At 73.2% G+C, this 18,683-nt stretch carries 13 protein-coding genes and 1 pseudogene; 7 read left to right on the forward strand and 7 right to left on the reverse strand.

What is annotated here, in order from left to right; translation table 11 throughout:
* Positions 1-180 precede the first annotated feature (180 nt).
* The 6 genes from AAFN69_RS02375 to AAFN69_RS02400 all read left to right on the forward strand — a co-directional run bounded on the left by AAFN69_RS02375 (position 181) and on the right by AAFN69_RS02400 (position 8,599).
* Positions 181-1,911: a protein kinase gene (locus AAFN69_RS02375; protein WP_347726514.1), complete on the forward strand. Its 1,731-nt coding sequence runs from the start codon at positions 181-183 to the stop codon at positions 1,909-1,911.
* Positions 1,912-2,524: 613 nt separating this feature from the next.
* Positions 2,525-2,830 carry a hypothetical protein gene (locus AAFN69_RS02380; RefSeq protein WP_347726515.1) on the forward strand — a complete coding sequence of 102 codons (306 nt, stop codon included), beginning with the start codon at positions 2,525-2,527 and terminating at the stop codon, positions 2,828-2,830.
* A 167-nt stretch (positions 2,831-2,997) separates the two neighbouring features.
* The gene (locus AAFN69_RS02385; RefSeq protein ID WP_347726516.1) at positions 2,998-3,681 is read left to right on the forward strand and encodes a PadR family transcriptional regulator; all 684 of its coding nucleotides are present in this window, start codon (positions 2,998-3,000) and stop codon (positions 3,679-3,681) included.
* A 628-nt stretch (positions 3,682-4,309) separates the two neighbouring features.
* Complete coding sequence (locus AAFN69_RS02390) at positions 4,310-5,101, forward strand: ABC transporter ATP-binding protein (RefSeq protein WP_347726517.1); 792 nt, start codon at positions 4,310-4,312, stop codon at positions 5,099-5,101.
* A complete protein-coding gene (locus AAFN69_RS02395) occupies positions 5,098-7,953 on the forward strand; it encodes an ABC transporter permease (protein ID WP_347726518.1) in 2,856 nt (951 codons plus the stop codon). Before AAFN69_RS02390 ends, AAFN69_RS02395 begins: the two co-directional genes overlap by 4 nt.
* A gap of 103 nt (positions 7,954-8,056) precedes the next feature.
* A complete protein-coding gene (locus AAFN69_RS02400; protein WP_347726519.1) occupies positions 8,057-8,599 on the forward strand; it encodes a bacterial proteasome activator family protein in 543 nt (180 codons plus the stop codon).
* 248 nt (positions 8,600-8,847) lie between these two features.
* Here the strand turns inward: AAFN69_RS02400 and AAFN69_RS02405 are convergent, their stop codons facing one another.
* On the reverse strand, positions 8,848-9,828 hold the full coding sequence (locus tag AAFN69_RS02405; protein ID WP_347726520.1) for an NAD(P)H-quinone oxidoreductase: 981 nt from the start codon (positions 9,826-9,828) through the stop codon (positions 8,848-8,850).
* Positions 9,829-9,946: 118 nt separating this feature from the next.
* A pseudogene (locus AAFN69_RS02410) lies at positions 9,947-10,600 on the reverse strand (NAD(P)-binding protein); the annotation flags it as partial.
* A 140-nt stretch (positions 10,601-10,740) separates the two neighbouring features.
* On the opposite strand from AAFN69_RS02410, the gene AAFN69_RS02415 reads away from it, so the two are divergent.
* Positions 10,741-11,850, forward strand: coding sequence for a potassium channel family protein (locus AAFN69_RS02415; protein ID WP_347726521.1), 1,110 nt, complete (start codon positions 10,741-10,743; stop codon positions 11,848-11,850).
* A 134-nt stretch (positions 11,851-11,984) separates the two neighbouring features.
* Here AAFN69_RS02415 and AAFN69_RS02420 read toward each other — a convergent pair whose 3' ends face one another.
* The 5 genes from AAFN69_RS02420 to pdhA all read right to left on the reverse strand — a co-directional run bounded on the left by AAFN69_RS02420 (position 11,985) and on the right by pdhA (position 18,371).
* Positions 11,985-13,517 carry a molybdopterin molybdotransferase MoeA gene (locus AAFN69_RS02420; RefSeq protein WP_347726522.1) on the reverse strand — a complete coding sequence of 511 codons (1,533 nt, stop codon included), beginning with the start codon at positions 13,515-13,517 and terminating at the stop codon, positions 11,985-11,987.
* The gene (locus AAFN69_RS02425) at positions 13,514-14,422 is read right to left on the reverse strand and encodes a DUF6457 domain-containing protein (protein WP_347726523.1); all 909 of its coding nucleotides are present in this window, start codon (positions 14,420-14,422) and stop codon (positions 13,514-13,516) included. The genes AAFN69_RS02420 and AAFN69_RS02425 overlap by 4 nt, the downstream gene beginning before the upstream one ends.
* Before the next feature lie 219 nt (positions 14,423-14,641).
* Positions 14,642-16,210, reverse strand: a complete 1,569-nt coding sequence (locus AAFN69_RS02430) for a dihydrolipoamide acetyltransferase family protein (RefSeq protein WP_347726524.1) — start codon at positions 16,208-16,210, stop codon at positions 14,642-14,644.
* Positions 16,210-17,238 carry an alpha-ketoacid dehydrogenase subunit beta gene (locus AAFN69_RS02435; RefSeq protein ID WP_347726525.1) on the reverse strand — a complete coding sequence of 343 codons (1,029 nt, stop codon included), beginning with the start codon at positions 17,236-17,238 and terminating at the stop codon, positions 16,210-16,212. Before AAFN69_RS02435 ends, AAFN69_RS02430 begins: the two co-directional genes overlap by 1 nt.
* Entirely contained in the window at positions 17,235-18,371 is a 1,137-nt protein-coding gene (gene pdhA, locus AAFN69_RS02440; protein ID WP_347726777.1) for a pyruvate dehydrogenase (acetyl-transferring) E1 component subunit alpha, read from the reverse strand. Before pdhA ends, AAFN69_RS02435 begins: the two co-directional genes overlap by 4 nt.
* Between the last annotated feature and the right edge of the window lie 312 nt (positions 18,372-18,683).

Consider the following 18,683-nt stretch of genomic DNA (forward strand, 5'->3'; position numbering starts at 1 on the left):
CTTGACGTGCCGGACCCCTCGGGCAGACTGGCCCTCTGACAATGAGGATCACGCGCGCGGATCATCGGAGATCCCGCGTCGGGTCGCACAGGGGCCCGGGGGCTCGCGGCGGGGCGCCCGCACCGCCGGTGACACCACCGTTCCGCACCAGTTGTTCGCCGCCGAGGGGGATGCACAGTCATGAGCCAGGACGGCGCGCGAGACCGTTATACGGGCGGTTCCCTGGCGGGCGGCCGGTATCAGCTGCGCGATCTGCTCGGCGAGGGCGGCATGGCCTCGGTCCATCTCGCCTATGACGCCGCGCTGGACCGCCAGGTCGCCATCAAGACGCTCCACACCGAGCTGGGGCGCGAACAGTCCTTCCGGGAGCGGTTCCGGCGCGAGGCGCAGGCCGTCGCCAAACTGTCGCATCCCAACATCGTCTCGGTCTTCGACACCGGCGAGGACACCGTTCTGCTGAACGGCGCCCCGATGGGTGCCGGGGCGCCGATGCCGTACATCGTCATGGAGTACGTGGAGGGCCTGCCGCTCGGCTCGGTGCTCCAGGCGGACGTCCACCGGCACGGCGCGATGCCCGCCGAGAAGGCGCTGAAGGTGGCGGGCGATGTGCTGGCCGCGCTGGACACCAGCCATGAGGTGGGTCTGGTGCACCGGGACATCAAGCCCGGCAATGTGATGATGACCAGGCGCGATGTGGTCAAGGTGATGGACTTCGGCATCGCCAGGGCCATGCAGTCGGGGGTCACGTCGATGACCCAGACCGGCATGGTGGTCGGCACCCCGCAGTATCTGTCGCCGGAGCAGGCGCTGGGCCGGGACGTGGACGCGCGGGCCGATCTGTACTCGGTCGGCATCATGCTCTTCCAGCTCCTCACCGGCCGGCTGCCGTTCACCTCGGACGTACCGCTGGCGATCGTCTACGCGCATGTGCAGGAGACGCCGGTCGCGCCGTCGTCCATCAACCGATCGGTCACCCCGGCGATGGACGCGCTGGTCGCGCGGGCGCTGAAGAAGAACCCGAATGAGCGCTTCCCGAGCGCCGCCGCGATGCGGGACGCGTGTGCGCGGGCCGCCGCCGCGGGCCGTCCCGCGCCGCCGGTGATCATCGGCGGCCCTCCGGCGGCGAGCGGTGCCGGGGTGGCCTCGGCGGTCTTCCCGCCGGTGGACCAGTCGGCCGCGCCGCCCCAGCAGCGGTACCCGCATCCGCAGCAGCCCTACCCGCACGGCCAGGGGCCCTATGGGACCGCCTCGCCGCCGCCGTATCCGAATCCGGTGCCCGGACAGGGGCAGCAGGGGTACGGCCGGCGGCCGGCGCCGCAGTACGGCTATCCGCAGGCCCCCGGCCCGCACACACCGGCCCCGGCGTACGGGCGGGGAGCCGGTACGCCTCCCCCGTACACCGCCGTGCCCGTGCCCTCGCACTCCGGCGGACCGCCGGGCGGGCGCAAGGGGCGCGGCCGGCGCACCGCGATCATCGTGGCCGGGGTGATCGCCGGCCTGCTGGTGCTCGGCGGTCTGCTCAAGCAGCTGAGCGACACGAGCGCCGAGACCCTGCGCGGCACCGAGCTGGAGTCGGCGGCTCCCGAGGTGCCGAAGGACCGGGATTCCGAGAAGCCGGGCGGGGTGATGGCGCCGGACCGCACCCGGACGATCGACCCGGAGAAGTGCTCGGACCCGATGGAGGACAGCAGCGACCCGAAGAAGGTCCAGGGGCCCGACCTGCGGTACAAGGACGTGCTCTCGGTCAAGGAGTGCCTGCGGGCGGCCGGGTGGACCTGGACGGAGGAGCGGGTGGACGACCCCCAGTGGGCCAAGGACACCGTGATCGGGCAGTTCCCCGGGCCGCGGGCGGCCGTCGAGCCGCGGAACCAGCGGTTCGAGCTCCAGGTCTCCACGGGCAAGGCGGGCTGACCCGCCGCACGGCCGGGCCGGGAGCCCGCCGGCGGGGCCGTGATTCCCTCTCCCGTATCTCCTGAGATGCCGGACCTGTTACGTCATGTGACGCTGAGCTCATCGCCCGATCCGCCCATCCGGCAGATTCGGCGCCGCACAGAGCTTTCCGGACTTTCCACACGTTGAGGGAATGTTCGGTACTTTCGGTCCGTTCGGCAGGTTCGGTACGGGAGGGGGTCACCCAGTGACTCCAGGGCCGCGCGCCCGGCCGGGGTGGCGCACCGCCGTTCCCCTCGTCCTCGTCGTCGTCCTCGTTCTCGCGCCCGTGTGCGCTTGGGTGTGGGCGTGGGCCGCCCCGGCGGCGTACGCGGAGGAACCGCGGCCCGCCGTCCCGGCGGCGGCACCCAGCGCCTCCGGCTCCTTCGCCGGGCACCCGGCCGGTGAGGGACGGCCGCGTCCCGGGCGGTCCGCGCCCGGCAACGGCCCCCGGCTGCCCGGGGAATCCGCCTCCGCCCCGGCCGGGGACGGATCCTCGTCCGGATCCGTCCGGGAATCGGACGGTACGGGGTGGTCCTCGGCGGCCACGACCGCCCCACCGGCCGAACCCTCGGGCACATCCAGCGGGGGCGGAGTGTCACAGTCTCGTCCCGACGCACCGCGCGAACCGGCCCCGGCGGACTCCTCCGGTGTCCGGACCGCCGGTCCCGTACTCCCTCCCGAGGAGGACGGGGTACCGGGGACGGACGGACTCGGCGAGCCGGCCGAACCACCGGGCCCCGCCCTGAGCCCCGACGCTCCCGCCGCGGCCGTCCAGTACCCCGCGCGGACCGCTGCGGCACCGGCGGCACACCAGGTGGCACCGCTCTCGCTCGGGATCGGACTCGCCCTGATGGGGCTGGGGATCGGTTTTCTGGGCGTACGGCTGAGAGGGCGCTGAGCCCCGCGCGGGCCGGACTCGGCCGCCGTACCGGATGTTCCGTTTCACCCGCTCCGTCCGCCCCGCTCCCCGGCTCCGCGCACCGCGCGGTCCCCCTTGAGACGGACTCCCGGAGTCAGCCGGGCGAGGGTTGGCGGGCTTCGGCATACCGGGTATACATACCGAGTATGTCCATCCGTCACGGGCTACTCGCCCTTCTGGAGCAAGGCCCTCGCTATGGGTCGCAGCTCCGCTCCGAATTCGAGTCGCGCACCGGCGCCACCTGGCCGCTGAACGTGGGGCAGGTCTATACGACCCTCAACCGCCTGGAGCGCGACGGCATGGTCGTGCAGAGCGGCGAGGACGAGGCCGGCCACGCGCTCTACGCGAGTACCGAGGCGGGCCGGACCGAGCTGCGGAACTGGTTCCGGACACCGGTGGACCGCAGCAGCCCGCCCCGTGACGAACTCGCCATCAAGCTCGCGATGGCGGTCCGGGCCCCGGGGGTGGACATCCGCGCGGTCATCCAGTCGCAGCGGCACCACACCGTACGGGCGATGCAGGACTACACCCGGCTCAAGACACAGGCACTGGCCTCCATCGAGAGCGGCGGCTCCCAGGAGCGGGACGATGTGGCCTGGCTGCTCGTCCTGGAGCAGCTGATCTTCCAGACCGAGGCCGAGGCGCGCTGGCTCGACCACTGCGAGGTCCGGCTCATCAGGCTCTCCGCGGCGGCCGCCGAGCGGGGAGCCGAGGCCCCCTCGGCGGCCGGCGGGCCGCCGCCGGACGGACGGACGGGGGGCTCCGGCCCGCCGGACGGCACGGCGGAGCCGGTGCGGACGGGACCGGCCGGACGCCGCTCCACCGCGTAGGACCAGGGCGACGGCCCCTCCTCGCCTCTCCGGGAACGAGGGGCGGGGGCGGGCGGAGGACGGCCGCTTCGGCCGCCCGGCGGACGTCGCCCGCCGACCGCCCGGCCCGGCCCGGCCGCTCTCCGGGGCGGGCCGGGCACGAACCACCGGCCGACGGCGAACCACCCGGCGGTACCGCTCCGTCGCCACACCGGATTCGCCGCCGCGCCGGATCCTCTCCGGGCCGGATTCCTCTCCGCACAGGATTCCTCTCCGGGCCGGGGCTCGGATTCCTCGCGGGGCCGGGTCACCTGTCCCGGTCCGGCTCCGGGCTTCTCCTTCGCACCATCCGCGCACCATCCGCGAACCATCCGCGAATTCGCACCATCCGCGAACCATCCGCGGGCCGGCTCCGCGTCGGCTCCGGACCGCCCGGGTGAGACCACCGGCGGTCCGGCGGCGGCACGGGGAGCGGGGCCGCGGGCCGTACCGCGGCCTCCGCCGTCGCCGCCCGCGCCCGTACTCCGGCGAACCGGCAGCGGCACCCGGGGACGCACCGAATGTGCGCCACCCACCCGAACCTTCCAGGGCCCGGCTCTCCGGCGCCCTCCGCTCGACCACCCAGCAGCCCAAGGGGGGAACCCTTCCCATGTCCATGTCTCCGTCCCCGCAGTCACAGCAGCAACACCAGCCCGTTCTGCAACTTCAGCAACTGGTCCGGATCCATGGCAGCGGTGCCACCGAGGTGCACGCCCTGCGCGGCATCACCCTGGATGTCCACCCCGGTGAACTCGTCGCCATCATGGGCCCGTCCGGCTCCGGGAAGTCGACGCTCCTCACCATCGCGGGCGGTCTCGACCTGCCCACCTCCGGGCGGGTGATCGTCGAGGGAACCGACATCACCGCGGTCAACCGCAAGCAGCTCGCCGCCCTGCGCCGCCGCAGCATCGGCTATGTCTTCCAGGACTACAACCTCATCCCGGCGCTCACCGCCGCCGAGAATGTCTCCCTGCCGCGCGAACTCGACGGTGTCTCCGCCCGCAAGGCGCGGGTCGAGGCCCTCGCCGCCCTGGCCGAGATGGACCTGGGACATCTCGCCGACCGCTTCCCCGACGAGATGTCCGGCGGTCAGCAGCAGCGCATCGCCATCGCCCGTGCCCTGGTCGGGGACCGGCGGCTGGTCCTCGCCGACGAACCGACCGGCGCGCTCGACTCCGAGACCGGCGAGGCCGTGCTCGCCCTGCTGCGCTCCCGCTGCGACAAGGGCGCGGCCGGGGTCCTGGTCACCCATGAACCGCGCTTCGCCGCCTGGGCGGACCGGGTGGTCTTCCTCCGGGACGGGGCCGTGGTCGACCAGACCCTGCGCAGCCAGGCGGACTCGCTGCTCTCCGGTGTCGCCGGTGCCCCCGGGGACACCGGCCGGGGAGTGGCCGAGCTGTGAAATCCTGGTACCACTCCTGGCTCGCCGCCATCCGCATAGCCCGCCGCGACGCCTGGCGCTTCAAGGGGCGCAGCCTGCTGGTCATGGCGATGCTTGCCGTACCCGTCATCGGTGTCAGCGCGGCGGACGTCACCCTGCGCACCTTCCAGCTCTCCACCGAGGAGACGCTGACCAGGACCATGGGCTCGGCCGACGCCCGGCTGACCGATCCCGGAGTGTCCGGGGAACCGCTGCTCCAGGACCCCACCTCGGAGGATGTCTGGAGGACCGTCAAGGACTTCGAGGACGAGCCCTACCCCTCGGGCAGGACCGATCTCGCCAAGGCGCTGCCCGCCGGGGCCACTTCGCTCACCGACAGCACCGGCCGGGCGAAGCTCCGGACCGCGCACGGTCTGCTGAGCGCGGAGATCCGGGAGCTGAAGTCCACCGACCCGATGGCCAAGGGCCTGCTCACCGTGCTCGACGGGCGTCTGCCGGAGAAGCCCGAGGAGGTCGCGGCGACCTCCGCCTTCCTCACGTCGAGCGGTCTGAAGGTGGGTTCGGACATCAGTGCGCGCGGCTTCGACCGCACGTACACCATCGTGGGCTCCTACGAACTGCCCGGCGAGCTGGAGCTGGAGCAGATCAACGCCCTGCCCGGCTCCTTCCTCGCCCCGCTCGACAAGGCGCTGGCCGAGCAGGGGCTGGCCGGCACCGAACCGCTCACCACTCATCTGGTGAGTGTCCCGGGTGGTTTCACGTGGAACATGGTCAAGGAGGCCAACTCCAAGGGCGTCACGGCCCTTTCCCGTGAGGTCGTTCTGAACCCACCCGCCACGTCGGACATCCCGCTCTTCCAGAAATACCCGGACTACGAGAACAACTACTCCTCGGGCGGCGAGGAGATGGCCTTCGCCGGCACCATCGTCGGCCTCGCGCTGCTGGAGATCTGTCTGCTGGCGGGTCCCGCCTTCGCCGTCGGCGCCCGGCGCTCGCGCCGTCAGCTCGGCCTGGTCGGGGCCAATGGCGGTGACCGCAGCCATATCCGGTCCATCGTCCTCGCCGGCGGTCTGGTGATCGGCACGGCGGCGGCCGTGGTCGGCACCTCCCTGGGGCTGGTGCTGAGCCTGGTGGTCCAGCCCTTGATGGAGGAGTACGCGGGAGCCCGCTTCGGCGCCTTCGACGTCCGTCCGCTGGAACTGCTCGGCATCGCGCTGCTCGCCGTCCTCACCGGGCTGGCGGCGGCGCTGGTGCCCGCCGTCACCGCCTCCCGCCAGTCGGTCCTGGCCTCGCTCACCGGCCGCCGCGGCGTCCGCAGGAGCAACCGGGTACTGCCCACGATCGGCCTCATCGCCGTGGCGGTGGGTGTGGCCATCGCCCTCTGGGGGGCGGTCCAGACCGGCCAGACCCTGCTGGTCGCCGCCGGCAGTGCCATCGCGGAGCTCGGTGTCGTGGCACTCACCCCGGTCCTGGTCGGTCTCTTCGGCCGGTTCAGCCGCTTCCTCCCGCTCTCCCCCCGGCTCGCGCTGCGGGACGCGGTCCGCAACCGGGGCCGTACGGCCCCGGCGGTGGCGGCGGTGCTGGCGGCCGTCGCGGGCACGATCGCGGTGGCCACCTATGCCGCCAGCGACACCGCGCAGTCGAGGGCGCAGTACGAGGCGATGATGCCGCACGGCTCGGTCGCCGTCTCGGTGGAGGAGGAGAAGGGCCGGGACGTCCCCGGTGTGCGGTCGACCGTGGAGCGGATGCTGCCCGTCGATGTGCGGGCCGATGTCGACCGGGCCGTGGTCGGGGACGCGAGCTGCGCGGTCTACGACTCCAACGCCAAATGCGGCGAGTACCACGTGGTGATCCCCGCAGCGAACGAGTGCCCGCTCCATGTGTCCGACCCGGCCCGCCCCGACGCGGAGCCCAAGGACCGGTTCACCCCTGCCGAGATCCGCGAGCTGAACAAGGACTGGCGCTGCGAGGGGGGCGGGGGCGGCGCGAGCATCTCTCTCCAGAGCGGGCTGGCCATCGCCGACGCGAAACTGCTCAAGGTGCTCGGGGTGAACAGTGCCGAGGCCGAGCGCGCCCTGGCGGACGGGAAGGCGGTCTCCTTCGAGCGGCGCCTGCTCGACAGCGAGGGGAATGTCGGGATCAAGGTGGTCACCGACCGCAAGGCGGCCGAGGCCGCGTACGCGAAGAACGAGGAGCCCCCGGGCCGCGTCACCGCACTGCCCGCGTTCCGGCTGCCCGCGGAGAAGGCGTACGGCCTCTCGGTGATCATGTCGCCGGCGACGGCGAAGAAGGCCGGGCTGATCGCCGTCCCGTACGGGGCGTACTACTCCACCGACGCGATGCCCTCCTCCGAGCAGCGCCAGCGGCTGGAGGGGGAGCTGGACAAGACCGGTGCCGAGGTCCGCCTCTATGTGGAGAGGGGCTTCATCGACGAGAACAGCGTCATTCTGCTGGCCCTGACGGTCTTCGCCGGACTGATCACCATCGGCGCCGCCGGTATCGCCACGGGTCTCGCCCAGGCCGATGCCGAGGCCGATCTGAAGACGCTGGGCGCGATCGGTGCCCCGCCCAGGGTGCGCCGGACGCTCAGCGGCTTCCAGTGCGGGGTGGTGGCCGCGATGGGTGTGGTGCTCGGCTCGGCGGCGGGTCTGCTGCCGGCCGTCGGGCTCCGGTTCACCGAGCGCAAGGAGGCGCAGGACATCTACGACCGGGATCTCGCCAACGGCTGGGGAGGCACCCTGGAGGAGATCCCGATCGTTCTGCCGTGGCCGACCTTCGCGGTCCTGCTGATCGGGGTGCCCATCGGCGCGGCGCTGCTCGCGGCGCTGGTGACCCGGTCGCGCGGCGCACTGTCCCGGCGGGCGGTCAACTGACCGGCGGCTGATCGCGGACCCACAGGTGCCCCCGGACGAGGATGATCACTCCCGTCCGGGGGCACACCCCTGAGGTGACGCACTTGTGCGAGACAATGGCGGCATGGAGATGCCGAGGAATGAACGGTCGCAGGAGAGCCCGCATGTGCTGGTCGTGGGCCAGGACGGAATGGCACTCGGCGGCGGTGACGGTGACGACGAGTCGCGCGAGGTCCCGGTGACGGAAATGGTGGAACAACCCGCGAAGGTCATGCGCATCGGCAGCATGATCAAACAGCTTCTGGAGGAGGTCAGGGCGGCTCCCCTCGACGAGGCGAGCCGGGTGCGCCTCAAGGAGATTCACGCCAGCTCGGTGAAGGAGCTGGAGGACGGTCTGGCCCCGGAGCTGGTGGAGGAGCTGGAAAGGCTCTCGCTGCCGTTCACGGATGAGGCGATTCCGTCCGAGGCGGAGCTGCGGATCGCGCAGGCGCAGCTGGTGGGCTGGCTGGAGGGGCTGTTCCACGGGATCCAGACGGCACTGTTCGCCCAGCAGATGGCGGCCCGCGCCCAGCTGGAGCAGATGCGCCGGGCTCTCCCGCCGGGCGCCTCCCACGAGGACGAGGACGGCCCGCACCACGGGGCGCTCCGCTCGGGCCCGTATCTGTAGACGGCGGCTTCCGGCCGGGGGAGACCCCCTCGGCCCGAGCGCCCGGTCCGGCGACGACGGCCGGAGGCCGGCGGGGCATCGCCCCGCCGGCCTCGGCGCGTCCGGGGGCGGGAGACGGCAAGGGCACGCCGTCCGGCACCGGTGGGGGCCTGTCACCCCGCTCGGGCCGGGGCGGGTCACTCCGCTGGAGGCGGGGCGTGTCATCACGTTCAGATCGGGGCGGGTCACCCGGCTCGGGCCGGGGCGGGTCACCCGGCGACCAGCAGGACCTTCCCGACATGCTCACCGGACTCCATGAACCGGTGCGCGTCGGCGGCCCGGTCGAGAGGGAAGCGGCGGTCCACCACCGGCCGCACCACACCCTCCTCGATCAGCGGCCAGACATGCTCCCGGACAGCCGCCACGATGGACGCCTTCTCCCCGAGCGGGCGCCCCCGCAGCGAGGTGCCGGTGACCGCCGCGCGCTTCCCGAGCAGGGTCGCGAGATTCAGCTCGCCCTTCACCCCGCCCTGGAGCCCGATCACGGCCAGCCGGCCGTTGACCGCCAGTGCCCGGACATTGCGGTCCAGATACTTCGCACCGACGATGTCGAGGATGACATCCGCGCCGGCCCCCGCGGTGGCCTTGCGCACCTCCTCCACGAAGTCCTGCTCCCGGTAGTCGATGAGGATCTGAGCCCCCAGCTCCGCGCAGCGAGCCAGTTTCCCGGGCCCGCCCGCAGTGACCGCCACCCGGGCGCCCACGGCCCTGGCGAGCTGGACCGCCATCGTCCCGATCCCGCTCGCCCCGCCGTGGATCAGCACCGTCTCCCCCGGCCGGAGGTGAGCGATCATGAACACATTCGACCAGACCGTGGCGGTCACCTCCGGCAGCGCCGCCGCCGTGACGAGATCGACCCCCCGGGGCACGGGCAGCAGCTGCCCGGCCGGTACGACAACCCGCTCCGCGTACCCGCCGCCCGCGAGCAGCGCGCACACCTCGTCCCCGACGGCCCACCCGGCGACCCCCGGCCCGAGCGCCGAGATCCGCCCCGAGCATTCGAGCCCGGGACAAGGGGAGGCGCCGGGCGGCGGATCGTAGTGTCCCTGCCGCTGGAGCAGATCGGCCCGGTTGACCGCACTCGCCACCACCTCGACGAGTACTTCCCCCTCCCCGGGCACGGGGTCGGGCGCCGCCGCCCAGACCAGGGCTTCGGGTCCGCCGGGTTCCGGAATCGTGATCGCATACATGGCGGCGAGGCTACTCCCGGGAGGATCCGCGCACCCGGTGGCCCACCGGCGCCGGATCCCGTGCCGTACAGCGGGGGCGGGGCGGACCGGCCGGGTGCCCGCCCGATGACGGGGCGGGTCAGCCGCCGGCGCGGACGATGGTGATCACGCGGTCCGTGAGCTGGAGAGGGCCGGCCGCCGGATCGTCGAACCCCAGGAGGCGGTGTCCGCGCAGAACGCTGACCACCAGATCGTCGGTCTCCCGGACACTCAGCCCCACCTCGGCCTTTATCACCGGCCGTTCGACCAGATCGAGTCCGCTGCCCTGCTGGATCAGGTCCTCCATCACCGCGCCCGCGCTGGGGCTGAGGACGGAGAGTCCGAGCAGCCGTCCGGCGGCGCTGGCGCTGGTGATGACGGCGTCCGCGCCGGACTGCCGGAGCAGCGGGGCGTTCTCCTCCTCGCGGACCGAGGCGACGATCTTCGCCTCCCGGTTCAGCTGCCGTGCCGTGAGGGTGACCAGTACGGCCGTGTCATCGCGCTGGGTGGCGATGATGATCTTCCCGGCCCGCTGGACCTCCGCCTTTATCAGCACATCGCTGCGGGTGGCGTCCCCCACGATCCCGGCGAACCCCTCCGCCTCGGCGGCGGCGATCACCTTACTGCTGGGATCGACGACCACGATCCGGTCCTTGCTCAGACCGGTGGCGGTCAGCGTCTGGATGGCGGAACGCCCCTTGGTGCCGAACCCGACGATGACAGTGTGCTCACGCACGCCAAGCCTCCAGCATTTCCGTGAAATCGGCCCGCGTCATGGCCTCGGAGGGACGACGCTACCGGGAACATGGGCACAAGCCCACGCACGCCCGCCGGGATCGGGGACCATGGTCATCCACAGCCGACCATGTGGACGAGCGCCAGAGGGGACATGCAATGAAGGACGAGCGACAACAGTCGTCCGGACCGAGGAGAATCTCCATCCTGCGATCCCTGTGGTCCCGTTCGAAGAACCAGGCCAGGGAGGATGTCGAGGCGGGACGGGCCATCACCATGCCCGCCCAGGCGGCCGTACCGCCGCTCCAGCAGGTGCTGCGGCGGGTGACCATGGCCATGCTGGTTCTGGTCGTCACCACCCTGCTCGTCTGGTTCGACCGCTCGGGATACAGCGACAACGCCGACGGGAAGGTCGACTTCCTGGACGCGGCGTACTACACCACGGTGACCCTCTCCACCACCGGCTACGGCGACATCGCCCCGGTCAGTGACGGCGCCCGGCTGACCAACATCCTGATCATCACGCCGCTGCGGGTGCTCTTCCTGATCATCCTGGTCGGCACCACCCTCGAAGTCCTCACCGAGCGCACCCGCCAGCAGGTCCGGGTGCACCGCTGGCGTTCGCGGATGCGTGACCATGTGATCGTGGTCGGCTATGGCACCAAGGGCCGCCACGCGATCGAGATGCTGCGCGGACAGGGCGTACCCAAGGACAAGATCGTCGTGGTCGATCCCCAGCAGAAGGTCGTGGACGCGGCCAGCGCCGATGGACTGGTGGCCGTACTCGGTGACGCCACCCGCTCCAAGACCCTGCTGAAGGCCGAACTCCAGAGCGCCGCCCGGGTGATCGTCGCCCCGCAGCGGGACGACACCGCCACCCTGGTGACGCTCACCGCCCGGCAGCTGAACCGCCGTGCCACCATCGTCGTCGCCGTCCGGGAGGACGAGAACGTACCGCTGCTGAAGCAGAGCGGCGCCGACACCGTGGTGACCAGCTCCAGTTCGGCGGGGCGGCTGCTCGGAGTCTCGATGGCCAGTCCGCATGTGGCGGACACCCTGGAGGATCTGATGACCCGGGGCAGCGGGCTGAACCTCGCGGAGCGGTCCGTGGGGAAGAACGAGGTGGGACGCTCGCCCCGGGAGTGCTCCGATCTGGTGGTGGCCGTGGTCCGGAGGAAGAAGATGCTGGACTACGACGATCCCGAGTGCGGCCGGCTCCAGTTCGGCGACCAGCTGATCACCATCAGCCGGGAGGACCCGGACGACTGACCAGGTCTCCCGGAGCGGCGGCGGACCGGTCAGCGGCGGACCCCGTCGGCGGCAGGCCCAACGGCGGCGTCACCCGGCCGGGATGTCACCCGGCCGGCGGCGTTTCGGCGATGGGTGTTTCACGTGAAACATCGTCACAGGCCGCCGCCGGGGACCGGGGACGCCCAGGGCAGGGCCAGCACCTCCAGCTCGGCCCCGGCCCGTACCCCGCCCGGGGGCACGACGGCCAGCCCGTCGGCTGCGGCGATTCCGCGCAGCATGGCGGGCCCGTCGTAGTGCAGCGGCACCAGCCGGCCGTGACGGTGGGCGACCGGCACCAGCCGGGTGTCATGCGGATGGCCCCTGATCTCGTCCCGGACCTCGGTGCGGTACGGATCCGACACCGGGAGTCCCGCGAGGCCCCGCAGCAGTGGCTGGGCGAGGGTGAGCAGTCCGGCCACGGCGGCGAGCGGATTGCCCGGCAGCCCCACCAGGAAGCGTGCCGGGGATTCCGTCCCGCCGGCGTCGGCGCGGGCGGGGAGCCGGGCCAGCAGCATCGGGTGCCCGGGCCGTACGGCGACACCGTCGATCAGCAGTTCCGCCCCGGCCTTCCGGAGCACCGGACGCACATGGTCGACCGGTCCCGACGCGGTGCCGCCCGTGGTGAGGATGAGCTCGGCGGCGGAGGTGGTCACGGCCCGGTGCAGCGCGCGGGCGTCGTCGCCGAGCCGCCGGGTGGAGACCACCTCGGCACCGAGGGCGCTGAGCCAGGGGCCGGTCAGCGGGCCCAGGGCGTCCCGGATCAGACCGTCGTGCGGCAGCCCTTCGGTGAGGAGCTCATCGCCGAGGATCAGCACCCTCACCCGGGGCCGGGGGACCACGGCGAGCTCGTCATAGCCCGCTGCCGCCGCGAGTCCCAGTACCGCCGGGGTCACCGGGGCTCCGGTGGCGAGCAGCAAATCGCCCGAGCGGCACTCCTGGCCGCGCAGCCGGATGTCCTGGCCCTGGGCAACCGGCCGCCGGGCCTGGAGCAGCCGTTCACCGGAGTCGGTCCGGGCGTACTCGCTGCGGATGACAGCCGTCGCGCCGGGCGGGGTACGGGCACCGGTGGCGATCCGTACCGCCGTGCCGTCCTCCAGCGCGGGCAGCCCGTCCTGTCCGGCGAGAATCGTGTCCGCCGCGCGCAGGGTCCAGGGACCGGGCCCCGCGACGGCCCAGCCGTCCATGGCGGAGGTGTCGAACGAGGGAAGATCGCAGAGCGCGGTCAGGGGTTCGGCGAGCACCTGTCCCAGCGCCCGCTCCAGCGGTACGCGGCGGACGCCGCCCCGCGCCCGCCGTCCGGCCAGGGCGGCCAGTTCACGGGCCGCGGCCCAGCCGGTCTCGCCCCGCTCCGGCGTCTCCGTCTCTTCCGTCACGGGTTCGTCCGCCGCCGCTCGTTCCGCCGCCTCCGCCGGGGGCCGGTCCGCTGGCGCGCCTCGGTCGGCGGACCGCTCCGGGGCGGGCCGCTCGGGGGCCGGTCCGGATCCGCCGGGCGGCCCGAATGCCCCGGCCGGGGGCGCGGGCTGCCGCACGGACCGCGGGCGGACCAGGGCGAGGGCTTCCTCCAGGCCGTCCGGGTCGCTCTCCGGGGCGGCACCGTCCGGCGGCAGGCTCTCCCGGGCGGGTGCCCCCGGGTTGCGGCCGCTCACCCGGAGCCGTCCGGGCTCGCGGCCGGTCCGGGCTCCCGCGACGGAGGCGACGGGGGCTGCGAGGCCGGCGACGTCTCCTCCGACCAGCGCCGGGCGAGCGCGGCGGCCCTGCGGCAGGCGTCCGCGACCGCCTCCGGGTCGCCGCCCGCGCGGCCCGCCGCGTATCCGACGAGGAAGGTGGTGAGCGGCGCGGCGGGGCGGGTGACCCCATGCGCCGCGTCCCTGGCGAGGTCGAGCAGTATCGCGGTGTCGACGTCGAGTTCGAGGCCGAGTTCGTCCTTGACCGCGGCGATCCATTCATCCAGCACATGCCCATGCTCCCTGATCCGGGCACGTGCGGCGGAGATGTCCTCCCAGGTGTCGCAGTCGAATACGGCCGATGGCTCCGCGCCGGTGCGGATGATGTCGAGCTCGGCGGTGAGCAGCCGCAGCGGCAGTCCGGCGAGGCGGTCGTACTCGGTGGCGAGCAGGGCGATCTCCCGGCGCAGCGGTTCGGTCCGGTAGACGGCCACCAGGGGCTGCTCCCGGCCGTCGGCGTCGAGGAGCAGTGCCGCCTCGCGCCCGCTCGCCAGCAGCGCGCCGTGGAGCCCCCGTACGGTCGTCTCGTTCAGGAAGGGCAGGTCGGCCGAGAGGACCGCGACCGTCTCCGACTCCGGGGCGAGTGCGCGCAGCCCCGCGTCGAGCGCGGGCAGCGGACCGCCGCCGGGAGGATGCTCCAGGGCCCACACCACAGGGCGGGCGGTGGGTCTGCGCTCTCCCACCACCACGGTGCGTCCCGCGCCCCGGCAGGCGCCGAGCACACGGTCGAGCAGGGACCGCCCGCCGACGCTCACCCCCGGCTTGTCCGCCCCGCCCAGCCGTCGCGCGGCACCTCCGGCGAGCACCACGGCGTCATACACGGGCACCCCCGGCGCGCCGGCCCGCCGGCACGGGTCCGGACACGGTGAGCGGGCGCGGCCGGCAGGCGCCGTACCCGGGAGGTGTGACCGGGGCGCGGCGGGCTCCGGGGCAATAATCATCTCTGCGGGGCGCGGTCATAGCGGAAGTATGAGCCGCGCCTCCGGCCGGCGGACCGGAGGCGTCCCCCGGACCGGAGGCGTCCCGGCGGGCGGGACCCGCCGCGCTCAGAGGGTGCGCAGCAGCACCGCCGGGGATTCCACGCAGTCGGCGACATAGCGCAGGAAGCCGCCCGCCGTGCCGCCGTCGCAGACCCGGTGGTCGAAGGTGAGCGAGAGCTGCACCACCTGACGCACCGCCAATTCGCCCTGGTGCACCCAGGGCTTGGGGATGATCCGGCCGACCCCGAGCATCGCCGCCTCGGGGTGGTTGATGATCGGAGTGGAGCCGTCCACCCCGAACACCCCGTAGTTGTTGAGGGTGAAGGTCCCGCCGGTCAGATCACCGGGGGTGAGCCGGCCCTGCCGGGCCGCCTCGGTCAGTCTCCCGAATTCGGCGGTCAGCGACTCGGCCGAGCGGCCGTGCGCGTCCCGGATCACGGGCACGACCAGCCCGCGCCCGGTCTGGGCGGCGAAGCCGAGATGCACCTCGGGGAGCCGCACGATCTCCCGGGCCGCCATGTCCACCGTGGAGTTGAGCTCCGGGTGCCTGGCGAGCGCGGCGGTGCATATCCGGGCGAGCAGCGCGATGAGCGCGATCTTCGGTCCGCCCGAGGCGTTCATCGCGGCGCGCGCCGCCATCAGCTCGGTGGCGTCCGCGTCGACCCAGCAGGTGGCGTCCGGGATCTCGGTACGGCTGCGGGAGAGCTTGTCGGCCACCGCCCCGCGCACCCCGCGCAGCGGTATCCGCTCGCCGCGAGCGGCCCCGGAGGCACGGACGGGTGCGGAAGCGGCGGCGGGCGCCGTCTCGGCCGGCCCGGTGGCGTCCGGCGCCGGGGTCCCGGCGGCCAGTACCGCGCGCTCGACATCCGCCCGGAGGATCAGCCCCTCGGGTCCCGATCCGGTCACCTCGCGCAGATCCAGGCCGTGCTCGCGGGCCAGCCGCCGGACGAGGGGCGAGATGACGGGCACGGGCCCGCCGCCCCGCTCGCCGCGCCGGGATCCGCCGAGAGATCCGCTGCCGACCGCCTGACCGATCCGCTCGGCCACCGCGACCGCGGTCACCGGCACGGAACCGGCGGCCGGCCGGCCGGCCGGCGTGGCCGCGGGGGCCTCCCGGGGCACCGGGGCCGCCGGCGCGGCGGCCGCCGGGACCACCGGCCTGATCCGGCGGCGCCTGGCGGCGGGCGCTCCCGTCCCATAGCCGACCAGTACATTCCCCGAGGCGTCCGAGCCGGTGGCGGACGGGCCCGGCTTTCCGGGGGCCGTCCCGGGCGCGGCACCCGCCGCACCGCCATCGGCCGGCCCGGTCCCGCCGGCCACCCCATCGGGGGTCCCGCCTGATGTGCCGCCGGATGTGCCGCCGGCGCCGGAGCCCGGGGAGCCCGCATCGGCCCCCACCGCGACCGTCAGCAGCGGCGCCCCGACCGGGAGCGCCGTGCCCTCCTCGCCGAAGCGGGCGGTCACCACACCCCCGTACGGGCAGGGCACCTCGACCATCGCCTTGGCCGTCTCCACCTCGACCACGGGCTGGTCGATCGCGACCACATCGCCGACGGAGACCAGCCAGTTGACTATCTCCGCCTCGGTGAGCCCCTCACCGAGGTCCGGCAGTCTGAACTCCAGCACCTGTGCCATCAGCGCCCCGCCTCCCACTGCAACCGCGCCACCGCGTCCAGTACCCGGTCCACTCCGGGCAGATGGTGCCGCTCCAGCATCGGTGGCGGATAGGGAATGTCAAAACCGGCGACCCGCAGCACCGGTGCCTCCAGGTGGTGGAAGCAGCGCTCCGTCACCCGGGCGGCGATCTCCCCGCCGGGTCCGCCGAAGCCGGTGGACTCGTGGACCACGACGGCCCGGCCCGTGCGCCGCACGGACGCGGTCACCGTCTCGTCGTCGAACGGCACCAGCGAGCGCAGATCCACCACCTCCAGATCCCAGCCCTCGGCGACGGCCGCCTCGGCCGCCTCCATGCAGACCGGCAGCGAGGGGCCGTAGGTCAGCAGGGTGGCGCTGCGGCCCGGGCGCCGTACGACGGCCCGCCCGATCGGCGGGACCTCGTCCGGGGCGTCGGGCGACCATGCGGACTTCGCCCAGTAGAGCCGCTTCGGCTCCAGGAAGACCACCGGGTCATCACTGGCGATCGCGGCCCTGAGCAGGCCGTACGCATCCTCCACCGTGGCCGGGGTGACCACCTGGAGCCCGGGGGTGGCCATGTAGTACGCCTCGGAGGAGTCGCTGTGGTGCTCGACTCCCCCGATCCCGCCGCCGTAGGGGATCCGGACCGTGATCGGCAGGGTGAGCCCGCCCCGGGTGCGGTTGCGCATCTTGGAGACATGGCTGATCAGCTGCTCCAGCGCCGGGTAGGCGAAGGCGTCGAACTGCATCTCCACCACCGGCCGCAGCCCGTACATCGCCATGCCCACGGCGGCGCCGAGGATGCCCGCCTCCGCCAGCGGGGTGTCCGTACAGCGGTCGTCGCCGAATTCCCCGGCGAGGCCGTCGGTGATCCGGAAGACCCCGCCCAGCGTGCCGACGTCCTCGCCCAGCACATGGACGGAGGGATCCTCGGCCATCGCGTCGCGCATCGCGCACCGCAGGGCCTGTGCCATGGTCGCGGGTTTCGCCGGGGCCCCGGTGCGGGCCGCGGCCGTCGCCGTGCTCATCGGGTCTCCCCCTCGGCATCGAGCTCCGACCGCAGCTGTTCGGACTGCTCCCGCAGCTGATCCGTCCGCTCGGCGAACACATGGGCGAAGAGATCCATCGGATCGAGCTCCGCCTCCGCGTTCATCCGCGCGCGCAGATCGGCGGCCATCGCCTCCGCGGCCTCGGCGGCGGCCCGTATGCCGTCCTCGTCCAGCAGACCCCGCTCGGTCAGCTCCCGTTCGAGCAGCCGGATCGGGTCGTGCTCGCGCCAGGTCTCGACCTCGCTGTCGACGCGGTAGCGGGTCGCGTCATCGGCGTTGGTGTGCGCCTCGATGCGGTAGGTGACGGCCTCGATCAGGGTCGGGCCGCCGCCGCTCCGGGCCCGGGCCACGGCCGCGGAGAGGACCTGGTGCACCGCGGGCGCGTCATTCCCGTCGACCAGCCGGCCCGGCATTCCGTACCCCACGGCCTTGTGGGCGAGGGACGGCGCGGCGGTCTGCTTGGCGAGCGGTACGGAGATGGCGAAGCCGTTGTTCTGCACCAGGAAGACGACCGGGGCCCGCCAGACCGCGGCGAAGTTCAGCGCCTCGTGGAAATCTCCCTCGCTGGTGCCGCCGTCGCCGACCATGGCGAGCGCGACCACGTCATCGCCCTTGAGCCGGGCCGCGTGGGCCAGCCCCACCGCGTGGGGCAGCTGGGTGGCGAGCGGGGTGCTCAGCGGGGCCGTGCGGTGCTCGCGGGGGTCGTACCCGGTGTGCCAGTCCCCGCGCAGCAGCGTCAGCACCTGCACCGGGTCCATGCCCCGGGCCACGGCGGCGAGAGTGTCCCGGTAGCTCGGGAAGAGCCAGTCGCGCTCCTCCAGGGCCAGGGCGGCGGCGACCTCGCATGCCTCCTGCCCGGTGCTCGACGGATAGACGGCGAGCCGGCCCTGCTTGGTCAGGGCGGTGGCCTGGGTGTTGAATCTGCGGCCGCGCACCAGCTGTGCGTAGAGCGTCCGCAGCAGCTCGGGGTCGGCGCCGGAGACGGCGTCCGTGCCGAGCACCCGGTACGGCTCGGCGTCCGGAAGCAGGGGCACGGGATCGGTGCGGGGCTGCCAGGCCGGGGGCGGGGTGAGCCGGTAGGCCGTGGCCCCGGGCGGCTCCTGGACCGTCATGCTGCTCTTTCGCAAGGCGAGCACCTCCTCGTGGGAGCGACGACTGAGAACGCGATATGGATCGGACTGAATCGGGATGAGCCCGCCGTGAATGGCTGTTGGTGACTCTTCACGGCGATGGATCGGAGAACGCGGGACCCGAGAGCCTGAAAGATCTGAGAAGCCCGGTAAAGCGGAGTGAGCCGGGGAACTGAACAGACGCTGTGAACGATGGGGCGAGAATCGGTGACAGAGGCGGAAAACAGCTGTGCGGCACGTTGGAGCGAGCGCCGGCGGGCGCTCCGTCGGGGCGAGCCGGGTGTGGCCCGCCTC

Source organism: Streptomyces sp. CAU 1734 (assembly GCF_039888735.1).
GTDB lineage: Bacteria > Actinomycetota > Actinomycetes > Streptomycetales > Streptomycetaceae > Streptomyces.

Excerpts from the sequence above, each read along its gene's own strand:
- AAFN69_RS02430 (WP_347726524.1), bottom strand. The coding sequence starts at position 16,210 with ATGGCACAGGTGCTGGAGTTCAGACTGCCGGACCTCGGTGAGGGGCTC.
- AAFN69_RS02405 (WP_347726520.1), bottom strand. The coding sequence starts at position 9,828 with ATGTATGCGATCACGATTCCGGAACCCGGCGGACCCGAAGCCCTGGTC.
- AAFN69_RS02435 (WP_347726525.1), bottom strand. The coding sequence starts at position 17,238 with ATGAGCACGGCGACGGCCGCGGCCCGCACCGGGGCCCCGGCGAAACCC.
- AAFN69_RS02375 (WP_347726514.1), top strand. The coding sequence starts at position 181 with ATGAGCCAGGACGGCGCGCGAGACCGTTATACGGGCGGTTCCCTGGCG.
- AAFN69_RS02385 (WP_347726516.1), top strand. The coding sequence starts at position 2,998 with ATGTCCATCCGTCACGGGCTACTCGCCCTTCTGGAGCAAGGCCCTCGC.
- AAFN69_RS02400 (WP_347726519.1), top strand. The coding sequence starts at position 8,057 with ATGGAGATGCCGAGGAATGAACGGTCGCAGGAGAGCCCGCATGTGCTG.
- AAFN69_RS02390 (WP_347726517.1), top strand. The coding sequence starts at position 4,310 with ATGTCCATGTCTCCGTCCCCGCAGTCACAGCAGCAACACCAGCCCGTT.
- pdhA (WP_347726777.1), bottom strand. The coding sequence starts at position 18,371 with ATGACGGTCCAGGAGCCGCCCGGGGCCACGGCCTACCGGCTCACCCCG.
- AAFN69_RS02415 (WP_347726521.1), top strand. The coding sequence starts at position 10,741 with ATGAAGGACGAGCGACAACAGTCGTCCGGACCGAGGAGAATCTCCATC.